Annotated in this window: 13 protein-coding genes; 3 read left to right on the top strand and 10 right to left on the bottom strand. The window is 72.4% G+C overall.

All coding sequences use genetic code 11. From position 1 onward, the window contains the following. The first annotated feature begins 84 nt into the window (after positions 1-84). Entirely contained in the window at positions 85-1,431 is a 1,347-nt protein-coding gene (locus ACWGDX_RS31190; RefSeq protein ID WP_453630979.1) for a PspC domain-containing protein, read from the top strand. 156 nt (positions 1,432-1,587) lie between these two features. On the opposite strand, the gene ACWGDX_RS31185 is transcribed toward ACWGDX_RS31190, so the two are convergent. From ACWGDX_RS31185 to guaA, 3 genes are all read right to left on the bottom strand, one after another. Further along, on the bottom strand, positions 1,588-2,106 hold the full coding sequence (locus ACWGDX_RS31185) for a DoxX family protein (RefSeq protein ID WP_363080405.1): 519 nt from the start codon (positions 2,104-2,106) through the stop codon (positions 1,588-1,590). Between the two features lie 180 nt (positions 2,107-2,286). After that, entirely contained in the window at positions 2,287-3,552 is a 1,266-nt protein-coding gene (locus ACWGDX_RS31180; RefSeq protein ID WP_453630977.1) for a hypothetical protein, read from the bottom strand. Positions 3,553-3,670: 118 nt separating this feature from the next. Continuing rightward, on the bottom strand, positions 3,671-5,257 hold the full coding sequence (gene guaA / locus ACWGDX_RS31175) for a glutamine-hydrolyzing GMP synthase (protein WP_363080407.1): 1,587 nt from the start codon (positions 5,255-5,257) through the stop codon (positions 3,671-3,673). A gap of 324 nt (positions 5,258-5,581) precedes the next feature. On the opposite strand from guaA, the gene ACWGDX_RS31170 reads away from it, so the two are divergent. Together ACWGDX_RS31170 and ACWGDX_RS31165 are read left to right on the top strand one after the other, a co-directional pair. Then, positions 5,582-5,917 carry a chorismate mutase gene (locus ACWGDX_RS31170; RefSeq protein WP_453630975.1) on the top strand — a complete coding sequence of 112 codons (336 nt, stop codon included), beginning with the start codon at positions 5,582-5,584 and terminating at the stop codon, positions 5,915-5,917. Positions 5,918-6,512: 595 nt separating this feature from the next. Then, entirely contained in the window at positions 6,513-7,562 is a 1,050-nt protein-coding gene (locus tag ACWGDX_RS31165; RefSeq protein ID WP_453630973.1) for an LAETG motif-containing sortase-dependent surface protein, read from the top strand. A 158-nt stretch (positions 7,563-7,720) separates the two neighbouring features. Here ACWGDX_RS31165 and ACWGDX_RS31160 read toward each other — a convergent pair whose 3' ends face one another. The 7 genes from ACWGDX_RS31160 to ACWGDX_RS31130 all read right to left on the bottom strand — a co-directional run bounded on the left by ACWGDX_RS31160 (position 7,721) and on the right by ACWGDX_RS31130 (position 22,411). Then, positions 7,721-9,295: a GMC oxidoreductase gene (locus ACWGDX_RS31160; protein ID WP_453630971.1), complete on the bottom strand. Its 1,575-nt coding sequence runs from the start codon at positions 9,293-9,295 to the stop codon at positions 7,721-7,723. 47 nt (positions 9,296-9,342) lie between these two features. Beyond that, positions 9,343-11,061: a succinic semialdehyde dehydrogenase gene (locus ACWGDX_RS31155; protein WP_453630969.1), complete on the bottom strand. Its 1,719-nt coding sequence runs from the start codon at positions 11,059-11,061 to the stop codon at positions 9,343-9,345. Between the two features lie 106 nt (positions 11,062-11,167). Then, complete coding sequence (locus ACWGDX_RS31150; RefSeq protein WP_453630967.1) at positions 11,168-12,922, bottom strand: serine/threonine-protein kinase; 1,755 nt, start codon at positions 12,920-12,922, stop codon at positions 11,168-11,170. A gap of 165 nt (positions 12,923-13,087) precedes the next feature. Then, positions 13,088-14,794: a serine/threonine-protein kinase gene (locus ACWGDX_RS31145; protein ID WP_453630965.1), complete on the bottom strand. Its 1,707-nt coding sequence runs from the start codon at positions 14,792-14,794 to the stop codon at positions 13,088-13,090. Positions 14,795-15,146: 352 nt separating this feature from the next. Then, positions 15,147-16,820: a serine/threonine-protein kinase gene (locus tag ACWGDX_RS31140; protein ID WP_453630995.1), complete on the bottom strand. Its 1,674-nt coding sequence runs from the start codon at positions 16,818-16,820 to the stop codon at positions 15,147-15,149. Positions 16,821-17,094: 274 nt separating this feature from the next. After that, the gene (locus ACWGDX_RS31135; protein WP_453630963.1) at positions 17,095-20,217 is read right to left on the bottom strand and encodes a protein kinase; all 3,123 of its coding nucleotides are present in this window, start codon (positions 20,215-20,217) and stop codon (positions 17,095-17,097) included. 241 nt (positions 20,218-20,458) lie between these two features. Next, positions 20,459-22,411 (bottom strand): protein kinase domain-containing protein, encoded by a 1,953-nt coding sequence (locus ACWGDX_RS31130; RefSeq protein WP_453630962.1) that lies wholly within the window; start codon positions 22,409-22,411, stop codon positions 20,459-20,461. Positions 22,412-22,435 lie beyond the last annotated feature (24 nt).

Raw genomic sequence — 22,435 nt, 5'->3', positions numbered from 1 at the left:
CGAAGCCACCCCGGGACCAATATCAGGGTGAGCCCAGGGTCGGGATGGCTGGAGGCGCGGGACACGGACCGTCACCATGGACATATGACCCAGCCGTCGGCCCCGCCGCCTTCCGCGTCGGCCGCCGCGCCGCCCCCGGCGTCCGCTTCCGCAGCCGCCCCGGGCTCCGCGCAGCCGCCTCTCGCGCCTCCCCAGCTTCAGCGCAGCCCGCGCCAGAAGGTGTTCGCCGGTGTGTGCGGCGGGCTCGGGCGGTATTGCGACGTGGATCCGGTGATCTTCCGGATCGTCGTCGGGGTGCTCACGGTCACCGGCGGGATCGGGCTGATCTTCTACGGCTTCGCGTGGCTGCTGATCCCGCTGGACGGCGAGGAGGAGAACGAGGCCCGCAGACTGCTGTCGGGACGGGTCGACGGGGCTTCGCTGATCGCCGTGCTGCTCGCGATGATCGGCTGCGGGCTGTTCCTGTCCATGCTGGGCAATGACGGCACCCTCGGCTTCGCCGCCATGCTGTCGCTCGCCGTCGGGGGCTCCGCCGTGTGGTCGCAGCGTCGCCGGGCCGCCGCGCCCGACGGGGCGGCCCTCGACCCCGTGACGGCGCAGGCCGTGGCGGAGGCCCCTCCGGAGACGATGGCGCCGCCGATACCCGGCATCCACTCGTGGTGGCGTGACCCGATAGTCAAGGACGGCACCACGGGCCCGGCCGTGGGCATCTATCTGTGGGGCCCTGAGGACAGCGGGAGCGGCGCGGACCAGTCGTGGCACCGCTCGGCCACCTCCACGCGCCCGGCGCGCCCCGAGGGGCCGCACGGGATCGGCGGCAGCATCCTGCTGCTCGCGCTCATCGCGGGCGGGCTCGGCACGGGCCTGTCGTGGGAGAGCCGGCCGTTCGGTACGAGCGTCGAGACGGGACTGGCCTGCGCGCTCGCGGTCTTCGGGATCGGTCTCGCGGTCAGCGCTTTCCTGGGCCGCACCGGTGTCGGAACGATCTTCCTGACGGTGGTCACCGCCGGGCTGCTCGCGGGCGCGTCGGCCGTTCCGAAGAACATCACCACGGAGTGGGGCCGCCAGCACTGGACGCCCGTCTCGGTCGCCGCGGTGCAGCCTCGGTACGAGCTGGGCTCGGGCGTCGGCACACTCGATCTGTCCGGGCTCTCCGTACCCGAGGGCCGCACCGTCAGTACGTCCGCAGAGGTGGGCGCCGGGCAGCTCAAGGTCGTCGTACCGCGAGGAGTGACCGTGAGACTGCGTGCCCAGGCGGGGCTCGGGGACGTCCGGCTGCCGGGAGACCCGCCGAACGATGTGGACATCGCCCCGGACCGGTCCCGGCAGCGCACGCTGACCCCGCGCGCGGGGTCGGCCCCGTCCGGAACGCTGGATCTGGAGCTGGAAGTCGGCCTCGGCCAGGTGGAGGTGACCCGTGCTGCGTCATGAGATCCGTCCCGGCCGGCTGATCGCGGGACTGGCGGTGCTGGGCGCGGCGGTCGCGTACGCCGGTGACGCGGCGGGCTCCTGGCACACGCCGTGGTACGCCGCGTTCCCGGTGGTCTTCGGCGGTCTCTTCCTGGCCTCCCTCGTCTCCGCAGCCGACTACCTCATACGTCGCCGCCGGTCGGCCAGGAGAGCGTCCAGGGAGAGGACAGGGGCGCCGGCGAGCACCAGCGGCAGCCAGGCCATCAGATAGGCGAGGTCGTTGCCGTAGTAGTACGGGTCGCTCTGCCAGCTCACGGTCAGCCACAGGCTCAGCGAGATGAGGGCACCGCCGAACGCGGCGAGCCGGGCCAGCACTCCGAAGAGCGTGCCCAGGCCGACGGCGAGTTCACCGATGGCGATGGCGTACCCGAACCCCGAGGGGCTCTTGAGCGCGAGATCGACCAGCGCGGGGATGGCCGAGCTGTCCCGGACCCCCCGCATCAGCTCGCCGACCGACCCCGGGCCGGTCGCCGAGAAGAATCCGCCCTGGGTCAGTTTGTCGATTCCCGCGTAGATGAAGGTGACGCCGAGGAAGATCCGCAACGGCAGCAGGGCGAAGCGTGTGGCGTTCTCCCGCCAGCCGCGCCGCTCACCGCCGACCTGTCCATAGGTGTCCGTCCGGTAGCCATACGTCATCGCCGGTCCGCCTCTCCCTGTCCCACGCCGCTGCCACGGGAGCCGCTGCTCCCGTGTGCCCTTGCCCATGCATACGGATACGACCCGTCCGGCGCTCAGTGAATCAGCCGCCGCACCTCAGAAACCGGCCATGCCTGTGAAGGGTTTGAACAACAGCGCTTGAGATACGTACCGATGCGGTCAGTCCATGACCTCGACGATCACGCGGTTGGTCTCCACTCCCGCCGCGGTCACGACCTGCACCTCGACGGAACCCGGCTCCACATCGACCGGTACGGGCACGGTGAGACAGGTGTCCGACGGGTTGGCGAAGCCGCCGGGCACGGGCACCAGCGGTACATGCACATGGACGGAGCCGATCCGCACGACCATCCGGGCCAGCCGGTCCGGGGTGCCCGCGCCGGGGGGCACGAAACCGGCGCCGCGGATCTCGATGTCGTCGCCGGTACGGATGGGGGCGTCCAGGTCGCCCGCCTCCCTGGCCCGTACCACCGACAGGACGAGGGGCCGCCCGCCCTCCGCGTACTTGCCCGCGAAGTAGGTGGCGGCGGAGACCGCGACCAGCAGGGCCAGCGCCCAGGGCAGATCGGGAAGTTGCTCGGGCCGCCGGGCCAGACGGACACCGGAGAAGAGGAGCGCCACGACATTGACCACCGCGTACTGCACATCGGTGAAGCTGCCGCGCCCGCCGTCGTCGCAGAGCAGATCGGCCAGCCGCGGGCGTTCGGCGCGTACCTTCTGGAGCCGCTGGGCCAGTACGCGTACGGACACCACCCGGCGGACGACCACGGCGATCCCGCACACCACGGCCAGGACCGTCACCATGCCCGCGCCCCGGGCCAGATCGAGCCCGGCGATCAGTTCGTCGCGCCGGGCGTGCCCGGAGGCGCCCGCGAGCTGGAGGGCGAGCACGAGCACGGAGAAGACGACGAGCAGCACCCAGGCGGAGGCGATGGTCCGTGAGGTGGACAGCCGGTTGTCCTCGCCGATCAGCGGTGCGAGCAGTCCGCCACGGGCACGGTGGAGCCGGGCCGCGACGGTCAGCAGCCCCGCGACGACGAGCGCGGCGACCAGTCCGGCCGTACGGGCGGCGCTCCAGCCGGCCCCGATCGCGGTCGCGGTCTGTGCCAGCGCGAGCGCCACGACCGCGCCCCACACCACCAGCAGCGTGTGCCGCCAGACGGAGTGCAGCCAGGCGTCGCCCGCCTCGCGGCTGCGATCGGCCACCGCCCGCGCGGACTGGGTGAGTTCGTCCGAGACCCACTGGCGGGAGGCCCCCACGGAGTGCGCGACCGCGACCGGCAGCCCGTGCCCCGCGGCCAGTTCGTCCCGCTTCGCCAGGAACGCGGCCACGGCACGCCGATGCCCCTCGCGCGCTCCGTGCGGGCAGTCGCCGCACGTACAGCCCCCGCCGTGCACGCCCTCTCTTGCCACTTGCACAGCCACGCCGAATGCCGCCTTCCCCGCCCCGCCCACGAACTTCCTTGCTACGCCTGGGAATTGTGCCGTACAGAGTGAGGTACGCGCGCAATCGGTCCGGCCGTGGCCGCCACCGCCCGCGCGGTCACTCCCACTCGATGGTGCCCGGCGGCTTGCTCGTCACATCGAGGACCACGCGGTTCACATCCGCGACCTCGTTGGTGATCCGGGTGGAGATCCGGGCCAGCACGTCGTACGGCATCCGTGTCCAGTCCGCGGTCATCGCGTCCTCGGACGAGACGGGGCGCAGCACGATCGGATGACCGTACGACCGTCCGTCGCCCTGGACGCCGACGGACCGTACATCCGCGAGCAGGACCACCGGGCACTGCCAGATGTCACGGTCGAGACCGGCCGCGGTCAGCTCCTCGCGGGCGATCGCGTCCGCCTCGCGCAGCAGGTCGAGGCGCTCGCGCGTGACCTCGCCGACGATACGGATACCGAGCCCGGGGCCGGGGAAGGGCTGGCGGTGGACGATCTCGTCCGGCAGGCCCAGCTCCTGGCCGACCATCCGGACCTCGTCCTTGAAGAGCTGCCGCAGCGGCTCGACGAGCTCGAACTCGATGTCGTCGGGAAGCCCGCCGACATTGTGGTGGGACTTGATGTTGGCGGTGCCGGTGCCGCCGCCCGACTCGACGACGTCCGGGTAGAGCGTGCCCTGTACGAGGAAGGCGACGTCCTCGCCCTCCGCGCCCGCCTCGGCGACGATCTCGGCCTGGGCCTGCTCGAAGACCCGGATGAACTCACGGCCGATGATCTTCCGCTTCTGCTCGGGGTCGGAGACCCCGGCCAGCGCGGCGAGGAAGCGCTCCTGCGCGTCGACGACCTTGAGCTGGACGCCCGTGGCGGCGACGAAGTCCTTCTCGACCTGCTCCGTCTCCCCCTTGCGCATCAGGCCGTGGTCGACATAGACGCAGGTGAGCTGGTCGCCGATGGCCCGCTGGACCAGCGCGGCGGCCACGGCCGAGTCCACGCCGCCCGACAGACCGCAGATGGCGCGCTTGGTGCCGACCCGCTCACGGACGAGGGCGATCTGCTCGTCCAGCACATTGGCGGTGGTCCAGGTCGGCTCGATACCGGCGCCCCGGTAGAGGAAGTGCTCCAGGACCTGCTGACCGTAGGTGGAGTGCATCACCTCGGGGTGGTGCTGGACTCCGTACAGCCTCTTCTCGTCGTTCTCGAAGGCCGCGACGGGCACGACGTCCGTGGACGCGGTGACGGTGAACCCGGCGGGCGCGGCGGAACAGGCGTCGCCGTGCGACATCCAGACCGCCTGCTCGGCCGGAGTGCCCTCGAAGAGGGTGGAACCGGTCTTGGAGACATGCAGCGGGGTACGGCCGTACTCACGCGCGCCCGTGTTGTCGACCGTCCCGCCGAGCGCGGTCGCCATGAGCTGGAAGCCGTAGCACATACCGAAGACCGGGACGCCGGCCTCGAAGAGCGCGCTGTCGACGCTGGGAGCCTTCTCCGCGTAGACGGAGGACGGACCGCCGGAGAGGATGACCGCCCTGGGCTTCTTCGCCAGCATCTCGGCCACGGGCATCGTGGACGGGACGATCTCGCTGTAGACCCGCGCCTCGCGGACGCGTCGGGCGATGAGCTGGGCGTACTGCGCACCGAAGTCGACGACGAGGACGACATCGGGGGCGGCGGCGGGGGGCGCTGCTGGCACGGGGGCGGCCTTCCGGCGTTACTTACATGGGTTCTGGTTGTCTCGATTCTAACGGGGAGCGACGACGGGCCGGGGCCGCCGATACGTCTCACCATCCGGCCCGCCTCGACCCGCGCGGGGGCGCCGGGTCCATACTGGCGGTATGCGCGAGCAGCAGACCTTCGTCTTTACCTATGGCACCGGCCCGTCCGGCTGCCATGGTCGCGCTGCTTGAACTGACACGCGACTTCCCAGGCGCCCCGGGCCGACAAGGCCCGGGGCGTCTGTCGCGTTCGGGGCCGTACGACCTTCGGGGCGCACCCCACTCCCGACAAGGACCCCGAGATGAAGACCACCTCCTCCTCAGCCACCTCCACCGCCACCTCAGCCGCCTCCACCGCCTCCTCGGCCGCTTCCACCGGCGCGCGTACGGACGAGGCCGCCACGCTGATCGGCGGCGCGCGGGAACGGATCGACGCGCTGGACGACCGGATCATCGGTCTCGTCCAGGAACGGATGGCGGTCTCGGCCGCCGTCCAGGACGCCCGGATCACCTCCGGGGGCCGCCGCGTCCATCTCTCCCGTGAGATGGAGATCCTCGGCCGCTACCGGGAGGCCCTCGGCAAGCCGGGCACGGCCCTGGCGATGACCCTGCTGGAGCTGGGCCGGGGCCGTATCTGACGTCCCGGGGCCGTATCTGAGTTCGGGTACGGCTCTCACCCGTACGGCGCGTGACCGGACCCGCGCGGGCCTCGTTGGACCAGGCATCCGCGCCACCCAGGGGCGGGCTCGCAGAGATGGCAGAGAACCACGCGTGGCCACCGCCGGGGCGTGCGACGTACCGCAGATACGTCGTGGGACCTCGTCCCGGCGTTCGTGACCGGTAGGCAGGGGACAGCAGCCCGGTCACCCCATGGCGGTCGGTCCCGGGGACGCCCGGACCGACCGCCCGGACCGACCGCCCGGCGAGCTTCGAAGCCGCTCCCCTCGGTCCTCGCCTCGGTCCTCGGCAGCTCGGTCCTCGGCGCTCGGCCGTCTGTTGACACATACGCGCGGCCGACGCATACGCACGGCCCGCCTGTGGACGCATGTACGACTACGACTGAACATGTGACACAGGCCACTTAAAGATTCTGTGAAGTCGGCTGCAACCATCGCCCCATGTCACGGGTCTTGCTTGCGTAATGACCGGCCTCACCTGTGACCTCCATATCCGGGAAGGCCCAACGACTCCGTACCGCGTCCGCGCGGTGCGCCGGACTTCGCTGAGGTCTTCATGAAGCTTCGCCGTGCCATGGCCGTCGCCGCCGCGACCGCCGTTATCGCGCCCGCCGCGCTCTTCTCGGCGCCGGCCGCGTCCGCGCACGGCAACGACACGGTCACCACGACCGAGTCACCCTCCGCGAGCCCTTCCGAGAGCACCACGTCTCCGGCCCCGGAGGACTCGGAGAGCGGCACGCCCTCGTCGGCTCCGCCGCTCGCCACGAGCGGCACGCCGTCGAGCCCGGCCGCCTCGGAGAGTTCCACGCCGGCTTCTTCCCCGCCCGCGACCGGGACCAGCGTTCCCGCCACTCCCGGCGCGAGCCCGAGCGACGAGCCGAGCGAGGGACCGGCGGGCTGCCTGGACGAGAACGGGGAGGTCATCTTCAGCAAGGACCTCCGGACCGGCGTCACCGGGCTGCCCGAGAAGATCGTCGCGGGCAGCGGCTTCCACGCCCTCAAGCTCAATGTCACGAACAAGAGCGACGAGGACTTCAAGCGCGTCGACTTCGGCGTCTTCGCGAGCCGGCTCGCCGACGAGGAGCCGGGCGAGGAGGCGAGCGGGGAGACGGGCCGGTATCTGGCGCTCCAGTTCAAGGACCCCGAGTCGGGCGTGTGGGAGGACATCTCCCTCGACGAGGAGGACGAGAACTACGGCTACGTCGGTTACACCGAGGTCAAGGCCAAGCAGTCGTACACCATCGATCTGCGGCTGAGCGTGGCCAAGTCGGCCCCGGCCGGTCCCGGTGTCGTCTTCAGCATCGGTCTGTACTCGGACGGCGACGGCAACTGCGTCATCGAGGACAACAACACCTTCTACGAGTTCGAGATCCTCGGCGCCGGTTCGGACCCGGGCGAGCCCAACGAGGCCGAGCCGCAGGAGGGTGGCAAGAAGCCGCTCCCCAAGCCCACGGGTGACAACGAGATCAAGCCGCAGGGCAGCCTGGCCGAGACCGGTTCGTCCTCGATGGTGCCCGTCATCGGTATGGCCGGCGCGATCGCGATCGTCGCCGGTGCCGGTGTGGTGTTCGCGCTGAGGCGCCGCCAGGGCAGCGCCGTCGCGTAACCGCGTACGGCCCGCATACACGCCAGAGGCGCTGCACTCGGAGGGGGGTGCAGCGCCTCTGGCGCGTCCGCCTCTGGCGCGTCCGCAGCGTCCAGGGCACCCAGGTCTACGGCATGCACGAGCGGGATATCCGCGGCCGCGATCCCCACGGCCGCGGCTCAGATCCGCTTCGGCGGGACCGCCGGTATGCCCAGGAACGGCAGCCTCAGCGCGCCGAACGCCTCCGCGGGAACCGCCGGGGACACCGGTTCGACCGGGTGGGGACGCGCATACGCCGCGCCCGCGCCCGTGCCCGCGCCCGTGCCCTGTTCGGGGCGGGGATCCGGCTCGCCCTTGTTCGGCCAGAAGAACATCGCGCGCTCGGCCTGTGCCGTGATCGTCAGGGACGGATTCACACCCGGATTCGCCGAGACCGCCGAGCCGTCGACCACCGAGATACCGGGGTGTCCGTACAGCCGGTGGTACGGGTCGATCACGCCCTCCCGCGCCGACGCCCCGATGACACACCCGCCCAGGAAGTGCGCGGTCAGCGGTGTCCCCAGCAGCTCACCGACATTGCTGCCCGCGAAGCCGTTGATCTCCTCGGCGATGAGCGTCGCGGCCCGGGTCGCCTCCGGTATCTGCTCGGGGTTGGGGGCGCCATGCCCCTGGCGCGCGGTGAGCAGGCCCTTTCCCGGTCCGCCCGGTCTGCGGTACGTCGTCAGCGAGTTGTCATGCGACTGCATGACCAGACCGATGATGGTCCGCTCCGACCAGCGGCGGTTGGAGAGCGAGCGGAGCAGCCACAGCGGGTGCCTCGCCGCGTTCCCGAGCCAGGCCCGTACGCGACGGTCGCTCACCGGGACCTGGACGATGGACAGCGCGCCCATCGCGTTGGAGCCCTTGCCGTAGCGGACCGGCTCGATATGCGTCGAGGCGTTCGGATGGACCGAGGACGTGATGGCGACGCCCCGGGTGAAGTCGGCCCTGGCCGCGCCGTGCCGCGCGCGGTAGCGCCGGTCGCCGGTCTGCGCGCCCACCAGCGCCTCGGAGTTGGTACGGGTCAGCTCGCCCAGCCGCGCGGAGACACGCGGCAGCAGGCCCCGGTCCCTCATCGTGTGCAGCAGGGTCTGCTTGCTGTACGCCGTACGGTCGCGGCCCCGCCGGCCCCGTCGGCGGCCCCACCGGCGGGCGTCCGTGGGGACGGTGGTCACGCGGAAGCCGCCCGCCTTCTCCGCCGCCTTCGCCTCCGCCCTCTCCCCCGTGTCCGTCTCCTCCTCCACCGCGATCACCGAGGTCATCGGGTGGATGACCGCCCCGGCCCGCTCGGCGAGATACAGGTAGTTCTCGTCGAGGGTGTTCTTCGCCCCGTGCCGGCACCCCGTCATGCACGCGCCGCACTCGGTGCAGGCCGTGCGCGAGGGCCCGGCCCCGCCGAAGTACGGATCGCCGACGGCCGCGCCCGGCTCGGCTCTCGCCGTACCGTCGGCGTCCTCACCGTCCCCGAAGAAGACACCGACCGGCGCCGGATGGAAGCTGTCGCCGACGCCCATCGCCTCGGCCGCCGCCTTGAGATGGACCTCCAGGACACCGACGCGGTATCCCTTCTCGGTCAGCCGCAGCGCGGAGACCGAGCCCCCGAAACCCGAACCGACCACGATCACGTCGTAGTCGTACTCGGCGTCGTGCCCAGCTCCGTTCCCGGCGTCGTACTCGGCGTCACCCTGATTCCCGGCATGGCTGTTCTGTCGCACTGCCTCTCCTCGTCGAGAACGACCGGTCGGGGACCACCGGCCGGGAACTACCGCAGCCCCAGCGCTTTCATGGCCCGCAGACCGCGGCTCATGAAGGCCGCGTACTTCTCGTCGCTCATGCCGAAGGACGGGGCGAGGGGCATGATCCGCTGCTGTGCGACGGTCTGGGCCTCGGTGTACTTGAGGATGCCCTCGGCGCCGTGCCGCCGGCCGAGCCCGGAGTCCTTCATGCCGCCCATCGGCGCCCGCACACTGCCGTACGCCGCCGCGTACCCCTCGTTGATGTTGACCGTGCCGGCCCGCAGCCGGGCCGCCACCGCGTGACCGTGTCCCGCGTCCCTCGTCCACACACCGGCGTTGAGGCCGTACGGCGTGGCGTTGGCGAGCCGGATCGCCTCGTTCTCGTCACCGAACCGGTAGACGGACACGACCGGGCCGAATGTCTCCTCCGTACAGACCGCCATCGGTGCCTCGACGCCTTCGAGGATGGTCGGCTCGTAGAAGTACGGGCCGATGTCGGGGCGCGCGACACCGCCCGCGACGACCGTGGCGCCCTTGGCGACGGCCTCCTCGACATGGCGCGCGACCGTCGCGAGCTGGCGCTCGCTCACGAGGGAGCCCATGTCCGCGCCGTAGGCGAGCGCGCTGCCGAGCCGCATCGCCTTCGTACGGGCCGCGAACCGCGCCACGAACGCGTCGGCCACCGACTCGTGGACGTACAGCCGCTCGATGGAGACGCAGAGCTGGCCCGCGGAGGAGAAACAGGCGCGCACCGCGCCCGCCGCGGCCTTCTCCACATCCGCGTCCTTCAGGACCAGCATGGCGTTCTTGCCGCCCAGTTCGAGGGAGACGCCGACGAGACGGTCCGCCGCGCCCCTGGCGACCTCACGGCCGGTACGGGTGGAGCCGGTGAAGGAGACGTAGTCGGCGTGCCCGACGATCTCGGGACCGACGACCGGACCCTCGCCGAGCACCACCTGGAAGGCCTCGGCGGGCAGTCCGGCCTCGATCAGCAGATCGCGGGCCCAGAGCGCGGTGAGCGCGGTTCCGGTGTCGGGCTTCATCACCACGGCGTTACCGGCGGCGAACGCGGGCAGGGCGTCGCCGACGGAGAGTTCGAGGGGGTAGTTCCAGGGTGCGATCTGGCCGACGACCCCGCGCGGCTGACGCAGTTCGGTGACCTTGGTGAGCACCGGAATGGCGCCGGTGTGGCGCTTCGGCCGCAGATACGAGCCCGCCGAGCGCCCGTAGTGGCGGGCGGCGACGGCGACGGCCTGGACCTCCTCATGGGCGTGCAGCCGGGCCTTGCCGGTTTCGAGCTGGATCAGATCGAGCACCTCGGCCTGGCGCTCCAGTACGAGATCGTGGAAGCGGAGCAGTACGGCGGCCCGCCGCCGTACCGGGAGGCCGGCCCAGCCGGGCTGGGCGGCACGGGCCCGCTCGAAGGCGGTCGCCACGTCCTCGGGGGTCGATTCGGGCAGGTCGGCCAGCTTCTCCCCGGTGAGGGGGGTGTGGTTGGCGGTACGGCGGGAACCGACGACTCCGTGGGTGAGCCGGGCGACCACCTCGGGGGTGACCACATCGGCCGCGGTGCGCGCGCCGGCCGGGGCGGCGGCGACGGGGTTGGTACCGGCGCCCGCTCCGGAAGCCGCACCGACGCCGGAAGCGACGGCGGCGCCAGGAGCGACGGCGGCACCGTCACGAGGACCGGGGGTGGGACCGTCACCAGGACCAGGGGCGGCGGCGGAGGCCTGCGAGTCCGTCATGAGGCCGAGGGTAGGGCGCGTCGCGGGCTTTGGGTACCCGCCGGTAACACCTTTTCACCGGCCGCCCCTCGGTCACTCACCGTGTGCTCACCGCGCGCCCACCGGCCTACGACTGCCCGATGTCGAGATGGTCGACGACGTTCGCGTACAGTTCCTCGCCGTCCTTCACCGCCGCGCCCTCCGCGGGCATGGCCACCCGCAGCCGCAGATAGACACCGCTCCCACCGGGGATGACGAGTTCGTGCCAGCGGTAGCGGATCGGGTCGTCGTCCGAAGCGCCGTATGGCGTGAAGTCGACAACGGTCTCGAAGCCTTCCTCGCCCTGGTGCACGATGTTCTTGTTGGTGACCTCGGCGTCCTTGATCTCCATGCCGTTCGATCCACCACGCTCGTAGTGCGTCTTCCAGACGGTCGCCCTCGGCGCGAGGATGTCCTCGTCGTCGGCCTGCTGCTGGACGCGCTCCGCGTAGATGGAGAAGACACCGCTGGGGTCCTGGTAGGTGACGCCGGTGCCATTGGTGCTCTGGGTGCGCTTGTACTCGTCGGGGACCCCGACCTTGGCGCCGAGGATCTCGTTCTCCGGACGGATGCCCCAGCCCTCGGGCAGCTTGTCGCCGCCGAACGGATCGGCCAGGATCAGAAACAGGGCGAGCGCCACGGCGAGCACCCCGCCGCCGAGTCCGTACCGCGCCGCGCGGCTGCCGTACAGCACCGGCGGCACCCAGGCGGCCGCGCCCGTCGGCCGCTGCCCACCGCCGGGTCCCCAGCCACCGCCACCGCCCCAGCCACCGCCCCCGTTGGGCTGTGTCGGGACGAGCGGGGCCGGCGGCCGTATCACCGAGTCCAGGACCGCCCGGATCTCCGCCGCGTCCGGCCGCTCGGCCGGGTCCTTGCGCAGAAGCCGCATCACCAGCGTGCCCAGCGCCCCGGATCCACGGGCGGGCATCTGCGGTTCGGCGGAGAGCACAGCCTGAAGCGTGGCGGGGATGTTGGAGCGCCGGTACGGGGACATGCCCTCGACCGCCGCGTACAGCACAACCCCCAGCGACCACAGGTCCGACTCGGGGCCCGGCCGCTGTCCCAGCACCCGCTCGGGCGCGATGAATTCGGGCGAGCCGACGAACGAACCGGTCTCGGTCAGCCCCTGCTCGCCCTCGATCTGGGCGATGCCGAAATCGCTCAGAACGACCCGGTCACCACCGCCCAGCAGAACGTTGTCCGGCTTGACGTCACGGTGGAGTACGCCCTTCTTGTGCGCCGCCGTGAGACCGTCGAGTACGGCGAGTCCGATACGGGCGGCCTCGCGCGGGTCGAGCGTGCCCTCCTGGAGCCGGTCGGCGAGCGACTGACCGCGCACCAGCTCCATCACGATCCACGGTTTGGCGTCCTCGATCACCACATCGTGCATGGTGACCACCGAGGGGTGGTCGATCTTGGCGGCGGAACGCGCCTCCCGTTGCATCCGCAGATAGACGCGGTCCCGGTCGCGATCGCTCAAGTGGTCGGGAACGCGCGGCTCCTTGATCGCCACATCGCGGTCCACGACCTCGTCGTGCGCCAGCCAGACGGTGCCCATACCGCCGTGCCCGAGGCGGGAGACCAGCCGGTAACGGCCGCCGAGCAGCCGCCCCACGGCCGGATCGCCCACCGGGGCGCCCGCCGGGGCGCCCGCCGGGGCGCCCGCCGGGGCACCCGCCGGGGCACCCGCCGTCGCGACGTGCGAAGCGGCCTGTGGTACGGCCTCTCGCGCGCCTCGCGGCGCGCCCTGCGGAGGAATCGGAACCTGTGCGGGATTCGGTGGCTGGAGTGCGTAACTGGTCGGCTCGTCCACCCGTCCGCCGACTCCCCCGTCGTTGGTCATGCGCACATCCTTACGAAGAGTGGTCGCGGTCGCCAGCGTGAAAGCGGAGCAGATGCAGAGCCGTGACAGTGGGAGAGAAAGTAAACGTGCATGTGAACATGAACGTGGCGGCGGGCGAGGTGAGTTGCGGGCGCACGGGATCGCGCATGGGATCAGCGCACGGGATCAGCGCACGGGAGTGGGCACAGGCACGCGCGCCGGTACGGGGACGAAGGAGTCGAGGGCGGTGTCGAAGTGCGCCCGCGCCGTGTCGAGTCCGTCCAGCGGGGCCGAGACCCAGACGTCGTACATCCGCCCGTCCTGGTCCCAGCAGAGGTCGGAGGTGTGGCGCTCGCCCTCCTCCCGTGAGAAGCCGTTCCAGGTGAACTCCCAGAATGCCGCCGGGAATCCGTTGTGCGTGGTACGGGTGACACTGCCGTCGTGGTAACCGGGGTTGGTCTCCGGGCCGTTGGCGTCCGAAAGGCGCATGGCACCGACCGGACCGGCGGGGATCGCGGGCTGGACGCGGACGCCGATCCGGAACGCCCCGTCGCGCGACATGTAGAGGACCCGCTTGCCGTCGTGGGAGCGGATGAATCCGTCGGGGACGGCGAGGGTGTAGCCCATCGGGTCGTCGACGAGGTGATAGCCGGGGGGAGCGGGCGCCGGCGAGGTGGGAGGTGTCCGTACGGGAGTCACCGGGGGCGCGGTGCCGGGCGCGGGACCGGAGCCGACGGTGGTGTCGCCGTTGGGCGGAGCGCCGGAATCGGCGGTGGTGTCGCTGTCGGCGGCGGCGTGGGACGTACGGCTCGGGCGGCCGTCCGTACGGTCGCCGTCGCCCGCGCCGTTCCGGAGGAGGACCACGGACAGGGCGCCCGCGCCGACCATCACGGCGACCACCGCGCACGCGACGAGTGCGGCACGGCGGCCACGGCGGCCGGACGCGTCCACGGGTACGGGTACGGAACCGAAGCCGGGACCACCGGGGAACCGACGCCGCGATACGTACGCGAACGACGGCACCGGCACCGGCGACACGGACGATCCGGCCGGCGGGATCGCCTGGGCCGACGCGGGCGGGACCGACGGCGGAAGCGCCGAGGACGGCGTCCCTACGCGCGCTCCGGGAGGATCGGACAGAGGCGGTACGGGGACTCCCGTGGCCACGTACGCGCGCAGCAGCCGTTCCGCCCCCGCCGCGTCGAGCCTGTGCTCCGGATCGCGCTCCAGCAGCCCCCGTACCACGGGCAGCAGCGGCCCGGCCGCGGCGGGCGGCCGGATCTCGGCCTGCACCACCGCGTGCAGCACCCCGGCCAACGAGTCGCGGTGGAAAGGCGATTCACCGCTCAGCATCGCGCATAGCAGCGCGCCGAGCGACCAGAGGTCCGACGCCGGACCGGCCACGTCGCCGTCCAATACCCGCTCAGGGGCGGTGTACTCGGGCGAACCCACGAACGAACCCGGATCGGTGATCGTCGTGGCGCCCACCAGCCGCGCGATACCGAAGTCGGTCAGTACGACCCGTCCGGTGCCGTCCTCCAGCAGCACATTGGCGGGTTTGAGATCCCGGTGCAGCACTCCGAGTTCATGCGCGGCGCGCAGCGCGCCCAGCAGCGCGAGCCCGATCCGTGCCGCCTCGGGCGGGTCGACGGGTCCCTGCCCGGCGAGCCGGTCGGCGAGCGAACCGCCTTCGACCAGCTCCATCACGATGTAGGGGCGGCCGTCCTCCTCCACGACATCGTGGACGACGACCACATGGGGATGTCTGACCCTGGCCACGGTGCGCGCCTCGCGCAGTGTCGCGATGCCCTCGCCGTCGTGCGCCGCGTGGAGTTCCTTGACGGCGACGGGCCGGCCGAGGAGGTCGTCGTCGGCCCGCCATACGATGCCCATGCCACCACGTCCGAGCCTGGTGCCGAGCCGGTAACGCCCGGCGATCAGCCGCGCGTCCGGGGCCGGGGGCCGCGCGTCCGGGGCCGGGGATCGCCGACCCTCCGAAGGCCGCCGGCTCTCGGAAAGCCGCTCACTCTCCGAAGGCCGCCTGCTCTCCGAAGGCCGCCTGCTCTCCGGAGCCTGCCTGCCGCCCGGGGGCTGCCCACCGCTGGGGGGCCCATCGCCGGGGGGCCGGCCGTCCGAGGGCTCCGGGCTGTCCGAAGGCTGCTGGCCGCCCGTAGGCCGCCGGTTGTCCAAAGGCCGACCGCTGTCCGCGGGCTGCCGGTCGTCGGGCAATACCGTCCCCTTCCGCTCACTGACCGGAATCGCCGGGCGGCGGCTTCCAGCTCCGCAGCACGGCGTCGAACTGCTTGCGCGTCGTGGCCCAGTCTTCCTCAGGACCGGACATGTAGATCGCGTACTCGGTGCTGTTGTCGTCCGAGAAATACATCTGGTCGATCGCGTGCCGCGGACCCGGGTGTCCCTCCTCCTCGATCCAGGTGAACTCCCAGAGAGCCGCCTGCGTCTGGTCGCGGAACGTGTCCGGAGCCAGTTTGACCCGCGTGTACTCCGGCAGCCGCTGAAGACTCTTCTCCATGCTCAGCATGTGCAGATACGGATTCTCGAAGTCGGGCGCGCCGACGCTGATCCGGATGAGATGGCGGCCGTTGTCGGGGGTGAAGTCGATCTGGTCGCCGTCCATCTGGCGTTCCCACCCCGGCGGGACACTGAGGCTGAAGCCCTCGGGGGCCTCCACACGCTCCCAGCCGTCGGATATGGAGCCGCCGCCCTCGTCCGTACCGCCGCCGCCATCTCCCGTACCACCGCTCTCGTCCGTACCGTTGCTCTCGTCCGTGGCGCCGCTCACCGACTGACCGCCGGTGGTGTCCGCGCTCCGTGCGCCGTCGCTCCTGCCCTCGTTCCCGGCGTACTTGAGGGCGGCGTAGCCCGCTCCGCCGCCGAGGACCGCCGCGACGACGACGGCCGCGACCGTCGTACGCCAGCGGCCACGGCGTCCGCCCACCGCGCCCGCCCCGGGCCCCGGCCCCGCGCCCGGGGGCAGCGTGCTGGGGACCGTGGCCGGAGAGACGGTGCCGGGACGAGGGGCGGCGGACACAGGTACGGGCACGGGCCCGGACGCGACGGGGTGCGGGGGCAGTGGCGCGGTGGCCTGCCACCGTTCGCCGTCCGGCACGACCTGGGTCGGTGCGTACACCCCCGCGTCGTCGGACGGACGTCCCTCCAGCACCGCGCGCAGCATCCGCTCGGTCTCGGCCGTTCCGGGCCGCCCCGCCGGGTCCTTGCACAGCAGCGCGGCGATCACGGGTGCCAGCGGTCCCGCCTGGCCGGGCTGGTCCGGCTCGTCCGTGACCACGGCCTGCATGGTGGAGAGCGGCGAGGAGCGGCGGAACGGCGAGACGCCCTCGACCGCCGTGTAGAGCGTCACACCCAGCGACCAGAGATCGGAGGCGGGACCGGGGTCGTTGCCCCGTACCCGCTCGGGTGCCAGATAGTCGATGGAGCCGACGAGTTCACCGGTCCTGGTGATGGTGGAATCGCCCTCGATCGCCGCGATACCGAAGTCCGTGAGCAGTACCCGGCCATCGCGCGCGAGCAGCACATTGCCCGGCTTCACATCGCGGTGCAGCACGCCGGCGGCATGGGCGGCGCGGAGCGCGCCCATGACCTCGATCCCGATCCTGGCGGCCTCACGGAAGTGGACAGGACCCGATTCCTTGGTGGTGTCGGCGAGCGAGGGGCCGTCGACGTACTGCATGACGATCCAGGGCCGGTCGTCGTGGTAGAGGACGTCATGGACCGTGACCACACCCGGATGGGTGATACGCGCCGCGGCCCGCGCCTCCTTCTGGGTGCGCTGGTGCAGTACGGCCCGGTCGGCCTCGGAGACATAGCGCCCCGCCGTCAACTCCTTGACGGCGACGGTCCGGTGCAGGACCTCGTCATGCGCGCGCCATACCTTGCCCATGCCGCCGGCGCCGATGGTCTCGCCGAGCCGGTAGCGCCCGGCGAGCACCAGTCCCCTGCCCGTACCGGCACCGGCACCCGCTCCAGCGGTCGCACCCGCACCCGCGCCCGTACCCACGCCCGTGCTCTGTGAATGATCCACGTCCCCCGCCCCGTTCCTTGGGATGACAGGTTACGGAGGGGACGCGCGGACGCGGAACCTCGGGTCCCACACGGAAACAGCACTGTGACGCGGAGCGCCGCCCCCGCGGCGCTCCGGCGGCGGGGGCGACCGTTCAGCCGCTCACCCGGTAGGCGACCGTGGCCTGTTGGTAGATCTCGTCGACCTTGTCACGCTGGCTGTCGGGGCCGATGACCTGGATGATGTGGTACCGGTCGCCGACGACCATGGCCAGATTCCGCACGAAGACCTCGCGCCCGCTGCTGTCCTGCCAGGTGAACTGCCCCTCCGCCATGGCCTGTCGGCCCACATCTATCCGGCGCAGCCCGGAGGCCGTGGCCCAGGAGGAGTCCCGGAACGGCTGAAGCTCCCGCTCCTTGTCGCGCTGGTACACCATGGGGTCGCTGCCGTTGTCCGCCACGCTGTCCCGGCCCGGGACGACGATCAGGGTGAAGTCGCCGCCGACATAGCGGACTTGCCCGCTGTCGTTGATGGGGCTCCGCTGCCAGTCCTTGTCGACCCCGACCCGGAAGCCCTCGGGGTCGTCGCGCAGGACGTATCCGTCGGCGAGATCGACGGCGGATCCGGAGGTCGCGGGGGCGGAGGTCGCCGGAGCGGAGGTGGCGGGATCCGAAGGGGCGGGGTCCGCCCCGCCCGAGCCCTCGCCGTCCGTGCTCCGGTCGTCCGGGGGCTGCGGCGCGGAGGACGCGCCGGGCGTCGCCTCCCCCACGCTCTGGCCCTGCTGTCCCGTGTCGGCCTTGGGCAGGAAAACCACGGCGTACCCGATGGCGCCCACGAACAGGAGCAGTATCAGGACCAGGAGCGTACGGCCCAGGGAACGGGGGCCGCGGCCGCCGCTCCTCTCGGACCTGTCCGACCGCCGCTCCAGCCCCTCCAGCCGGTCGTAGGACTCCTCGGACTCGTACGACCGCGGGGCCGGGTGCGAGTGCGCCTGCGGATGCGCCTGCGCGTGGGGCTGCTGGTACTCGGGCTCCGACGGGTGCTCGTGCTGATACTGCCGCTGGTCGTCGAGGCCGCCCCTGTCCGCCTTCTCCTTGCGCTCCTTGCCCTTCTTGTGCCGGTGCCGCCCCGCGTCGCCCTTGCGTCCACGGCGCTTGCGCACCAGCTCGCCGCGGCGGCGCACTATCGGCAGCCGTGTCTCGTCCGCCGGTACGGGTACGACGTCGAGTCCGGCCTCCGGCTCGGGCGCCGACCGGACGAGCGAGCGCAGCCAGCCGCGCAGTTCCTCGAAGTCCGGCCGCTCGGTCGGGTCCTGACGCAGCAGCGACTCGACGACGGGGCGCAGCGGGCCGCACTCCTCGGCGAAGGCGGGCGGCTCGGCGCAGACGAGCTGGACCAGCTCGACGGCGCTCTCCTCGGGGTACGGGGCATGCCCCTGCACCGCGCGGTAGAGCAGCGCGCCGAGCGCCCACAGATCGGTGGCGGGGCCGATGGGCGGCGCGAGCTGCCAGTTCTCGTGGACGGGGCCCGCCTGCTCGGGCGCCCAGCGCTCCGTGACGGCCCCGACGATCGCGATACGGGCCTGCCGGGCGCGCTCGGCGGCGAGTGGGGTGGCGGGGCCCCGGTAGGCGGGCACGGAGCCGCTCGCCACGATGTCGTCCCACCGTCCGGTGCCCGCGCCGACTCCGGCCACGGCGGGCAGCCGTGCGGTCTCGCGCTGGGCGTCGGCGCGCAGCGCGTCGCTCGCACCGCCCGACGGCCAGCCGCCGCCACCGCCGCTGCCGGGTCCCGAGTACGGGGTGTCCCCGCCCCGGGCCACGACGATCTCGCCGCCCTGCCCGGTCCCGCCGGTCCCGCCCGCGGAGCCTCCGGCGGGGAGGCCGGACGTGCCGCCGGCGAAGGGGCCCGGCGAGTCCGGACCGTACGGGCTGCCGCCCGCGGGGACGGACCCCGAGGCGTCGTTCCAGGGGGCCGGGCCATCACGCCAGGTGCCGGCCAGTTCCGCGCGGTGCGGGGTCCGCGGGTCGTCGTCCTCGCCGCCGTCCGGTCCCTCGAACGGGCGGGGCTGGGCCGCCCACCGGTCCGGGTCGTCGCCGCCGCGCCGCGGCAGCTCCTGCGGGCCCGTGCCGTCGGCGGGCTCCGGCAGCGGCGGCACCGCGGGCCCGCCCTTGCCGGCGGCGCGCTGGTCCTCGCTGGCGCGCGCGGCGGCGCGCGCTCCCGCGCGGTAGGCCGCGATGGCACCGGCGCGCGCGGCCCGGATGTCCCCCGAGGCGGTTCCGCCGGGCAGCGCGCCGCGTGCGCCGCCGTAGGGAGCGGGGATCCCCGGCGTACCGGTGCCCGGACGCGGCATCGCGCCGGACGTGGCGGACGAGGTGCCGTCGCCGTAAGGACTCTCCGCACTCCGGCCGGCACCCAGCGCGGCCCGGCCGGGCGCCCCCGGCACTCCCGCGGTCGGCCCGGGGTCGTAGGGCAGAGCCGGTGCCTCCTGGGCCGCCGGCATCTCCGGCCGCGCGAACTGCTCCCGCTGTCCGAGCTGTTCGGTGGCGCCGAACCCGGGGCCGGCGCCGAGCCGTCCCGTGGTGGCGGACGTCTCGTCGGCGCCCAGCTGCCGCTCGGCGTCGGGCCGTGCGCCGGAACCCAGCTGTCCGTCGGGGGCGAGCCGCTCGTCGAGCCCGCGCTGGTCCGGCGGCTCGGGCACCGGCGCGTATCCGCACAGTGCCTCCTCCGCCGCGCCCGCCGCGAGACCGGTCAGTACGACCCGGCCGTCGTCGCAGACGAGCACCGTACGGACGGTGATGTTCCGGTGGGTCCAGCCGTGCGCGTGCAGCACCCGTACGGCGGTGAGCACGTCGGAGGCGATCTCCGCGGCCCGGAACGGATTCAGCGGCCTCTCGGCGAGCAGCGCGGCCAGCGGTCTGGCGGCGACGAGTTCACTCACTATCCACAGCGAGCCACCGTCCGCGAACACGTCGAAGACCTGGTCGAGCCTGGGGTGGTCGGGGATCTGCGCGGCGGTCTGCGCGGCCTCGATGGCCCGCCGCACCGCCGGGTCGGTGGCCTTGCGCGGCGCGCGCCCGGAGACCCGCCGCGGCGTGGCGGCCCCCTCCGCGTCGACGACCTCCGCCTCCACGACCTCCGGCAACGGCACCTGTCTGACGAGGACTTCCTGCCCGCTGTACGTGTCGAACGCCCGGGTCTCGACGAGTTCGTACTCGTCGGACGGCGGCAACGGCAGGCGATAGCGGTCGGCCAGCACCCGCCCCGCGTAGTCGTCCACAACGCCTCCCCACACACACGCTGTCTCCCGGTCCCGGAGACCCGCTAAACCGCCAATTCCGGTCGTTTACCGGCTCATTGTGGATGCGTACGGTTCGCGGGTTCTCACGATACGTGGCCGCGGGCGAACATGCCGCAGGGTCGGGGCAACCCGGTGCGGAACGTTTACATCCGGTGCCCCGAGCCGATCGCCCAGGCGGCCCTCGCGCCGATCACCCGCCGGCCGGAACCGGCCGGTCCGGTCAGCCCTTCGGCTGGAACGTGCGGAACGCCGTCTCGCGCAGCGTGGCGCACTCCTTGGCGTCCCACTCACTCGCCCGGCAACTGATCATGATCGAGTAGCCGCGCTTGGCGTCGATCTTGAAGCCCCGGTCGAGCACCCTGATCCGCTGACCGCTCTGGTCCCGCTCGAACGTCCAGTCGGCGACGGTCGGATAGCCGTTGTAGTCGACCTTCTTGATGCCGAGGAGCTTGTAGTTGCTGCTGCTGCCGCTGACCGCCTGCTGAAGTCCCTGCCACGCGGCCACCGCGTCGTCGGTCGGACTGTCGTTGAAGTCGATCTGGACGCGCGGGAATCCGCCGTCGGCGCTGTAGATACCACCCGAGTTCTGCCCGGCTATGCCTGTTCGGTGGAAGCCCTTGGGCATCGCCATCGAGAAACGGAACCGCCCGTCGGCCACCGTGGCGTATCCGGCGGGCAGGGCGTCGCCCCCGGTCTCCTTGCCGCCGGTGTCATCGGCGTCGCCCGACGCGTCGGAACCGGAACCGGGGTCACCGGACTCCTTCCCCGCCGAGGCCGCCGCGTCCCCCTGGCCGTCGCCCTTGCCGCTCGGGTCCGGCTCGGGGGCCTGCTCCTGGTCCTTGCCCTTGGCGTCGTCGTCGGCGGCGCCGCTGCCGGCCGAAGACGCCGTGGTGTCGGTGCCCTTCTCCGACGCCTCACCGTCTCCCCCGTTCAGGGCGACGATCAGAACGGTGGACACCAGGGCCAGCGCGGCCACGATCGCGATGATCACCAGCGTGCGCCGGGGCACCACATCGGTGAGCGAGGCGCGCGGCGGCGAGGGCCGTGACGGCTGGACCGGCTCGGGCCGCTGCCCTGCGCCGGACGTCGCCGAGGCGGCGTTCCGTACGGAGCGCAGCGCACCGCGCACCCGGTCGCCACCCGCGTCACCGGCCGAACCCGCAGCCGGCCGCGCGGACTTGTCCTCGGCGGGCAGGGGCGGCAGCGGTACGACCCGGGTGGCGTCGGGACCCGGCTCGGGCACGCCCGGCGCCTGTTCCGGCGCCTCGATGATGTCCACGAGGAGCGCCCGCGCGCCCGCGTCGTCGAGCCGCTGCGCCGGGTCCTTGGCGAGCAACCCGTAGATGACCTCCTCCAGCGCTCCCGCGTTCTTGGGCGGGTCGAGCGGCTCGGTCATCACGGCGGTGAGCGTGGCGATCGCGGAGCCCTTGTCGTACGGCGGGCAGCCCTCCACCGACGCGTAGAGCAGACCGCCGAGCGACCAGAGGTCGGCGGCGGGCCCCGGCTTGTGGCCACGGGCGCGCTCCGGCGAGATGTACGAGGGGGCGCCGACCAGCATGCCGGTGGAGGTGACCGAGGGGTCGCCCTCGACCTGGGCGATACCGAAGTCCGTGAGGACCACGCGCCCGTCCTCGGCGATCAGCACATTGGACGGCTTCACATCGCGGTGCAGGATGCCCTCGCGGTGCGCGGAGCGCAGCACGTCGAGGATCGCGAGCCCCACCTCGGCGGCGCGCCTCGGTGTCAGCACGCCGTCCTCGCGAACGGCCTCGGCGAGCGACTTGCCCTCGATCAACTCCATGACGATCCACGGCCGGTCGTCCTCGTCGACGACGTCATAGACCGTGACCGCGCCGTTGTTGCGGATCCGGGCGATCGCCTTGGCCTCGCGCAGCGTGCGGGTGATGAGCCGGCGCTTCTCGTCCTCGTCGATGCTGGAGGGGAAACGCAGTTCCTTCACCGCGACCGTACGGCCGAGCGTCTCGTCGAGGGCCCGCCAGACCGTACCCATACCGCCACGGCCGAGCACCGCGCCGAGCCGGTACCTGCCCGCGAGCAGACGCCCTTCCGGAGTGCCGACGGCTCCGGAGCCCGTCTTCCCGTCCCGGGAGCCCTGCTCCTCGTCCCGCTGGGGCTCCTGCGCCGTGTCCCGCGACTGCTTCGACTCCGACATGCGTCCCCTCTGCGATCCCTGATC

This window comes from Streptomyces sp. NPDC055025 (genome assembly GCF_053608565.1).
The sequence above is the reverse complement of the archived record's forward strand: the minus strand, read 5'-3'. Positions and strand labels throughout refer to the sequence as shown.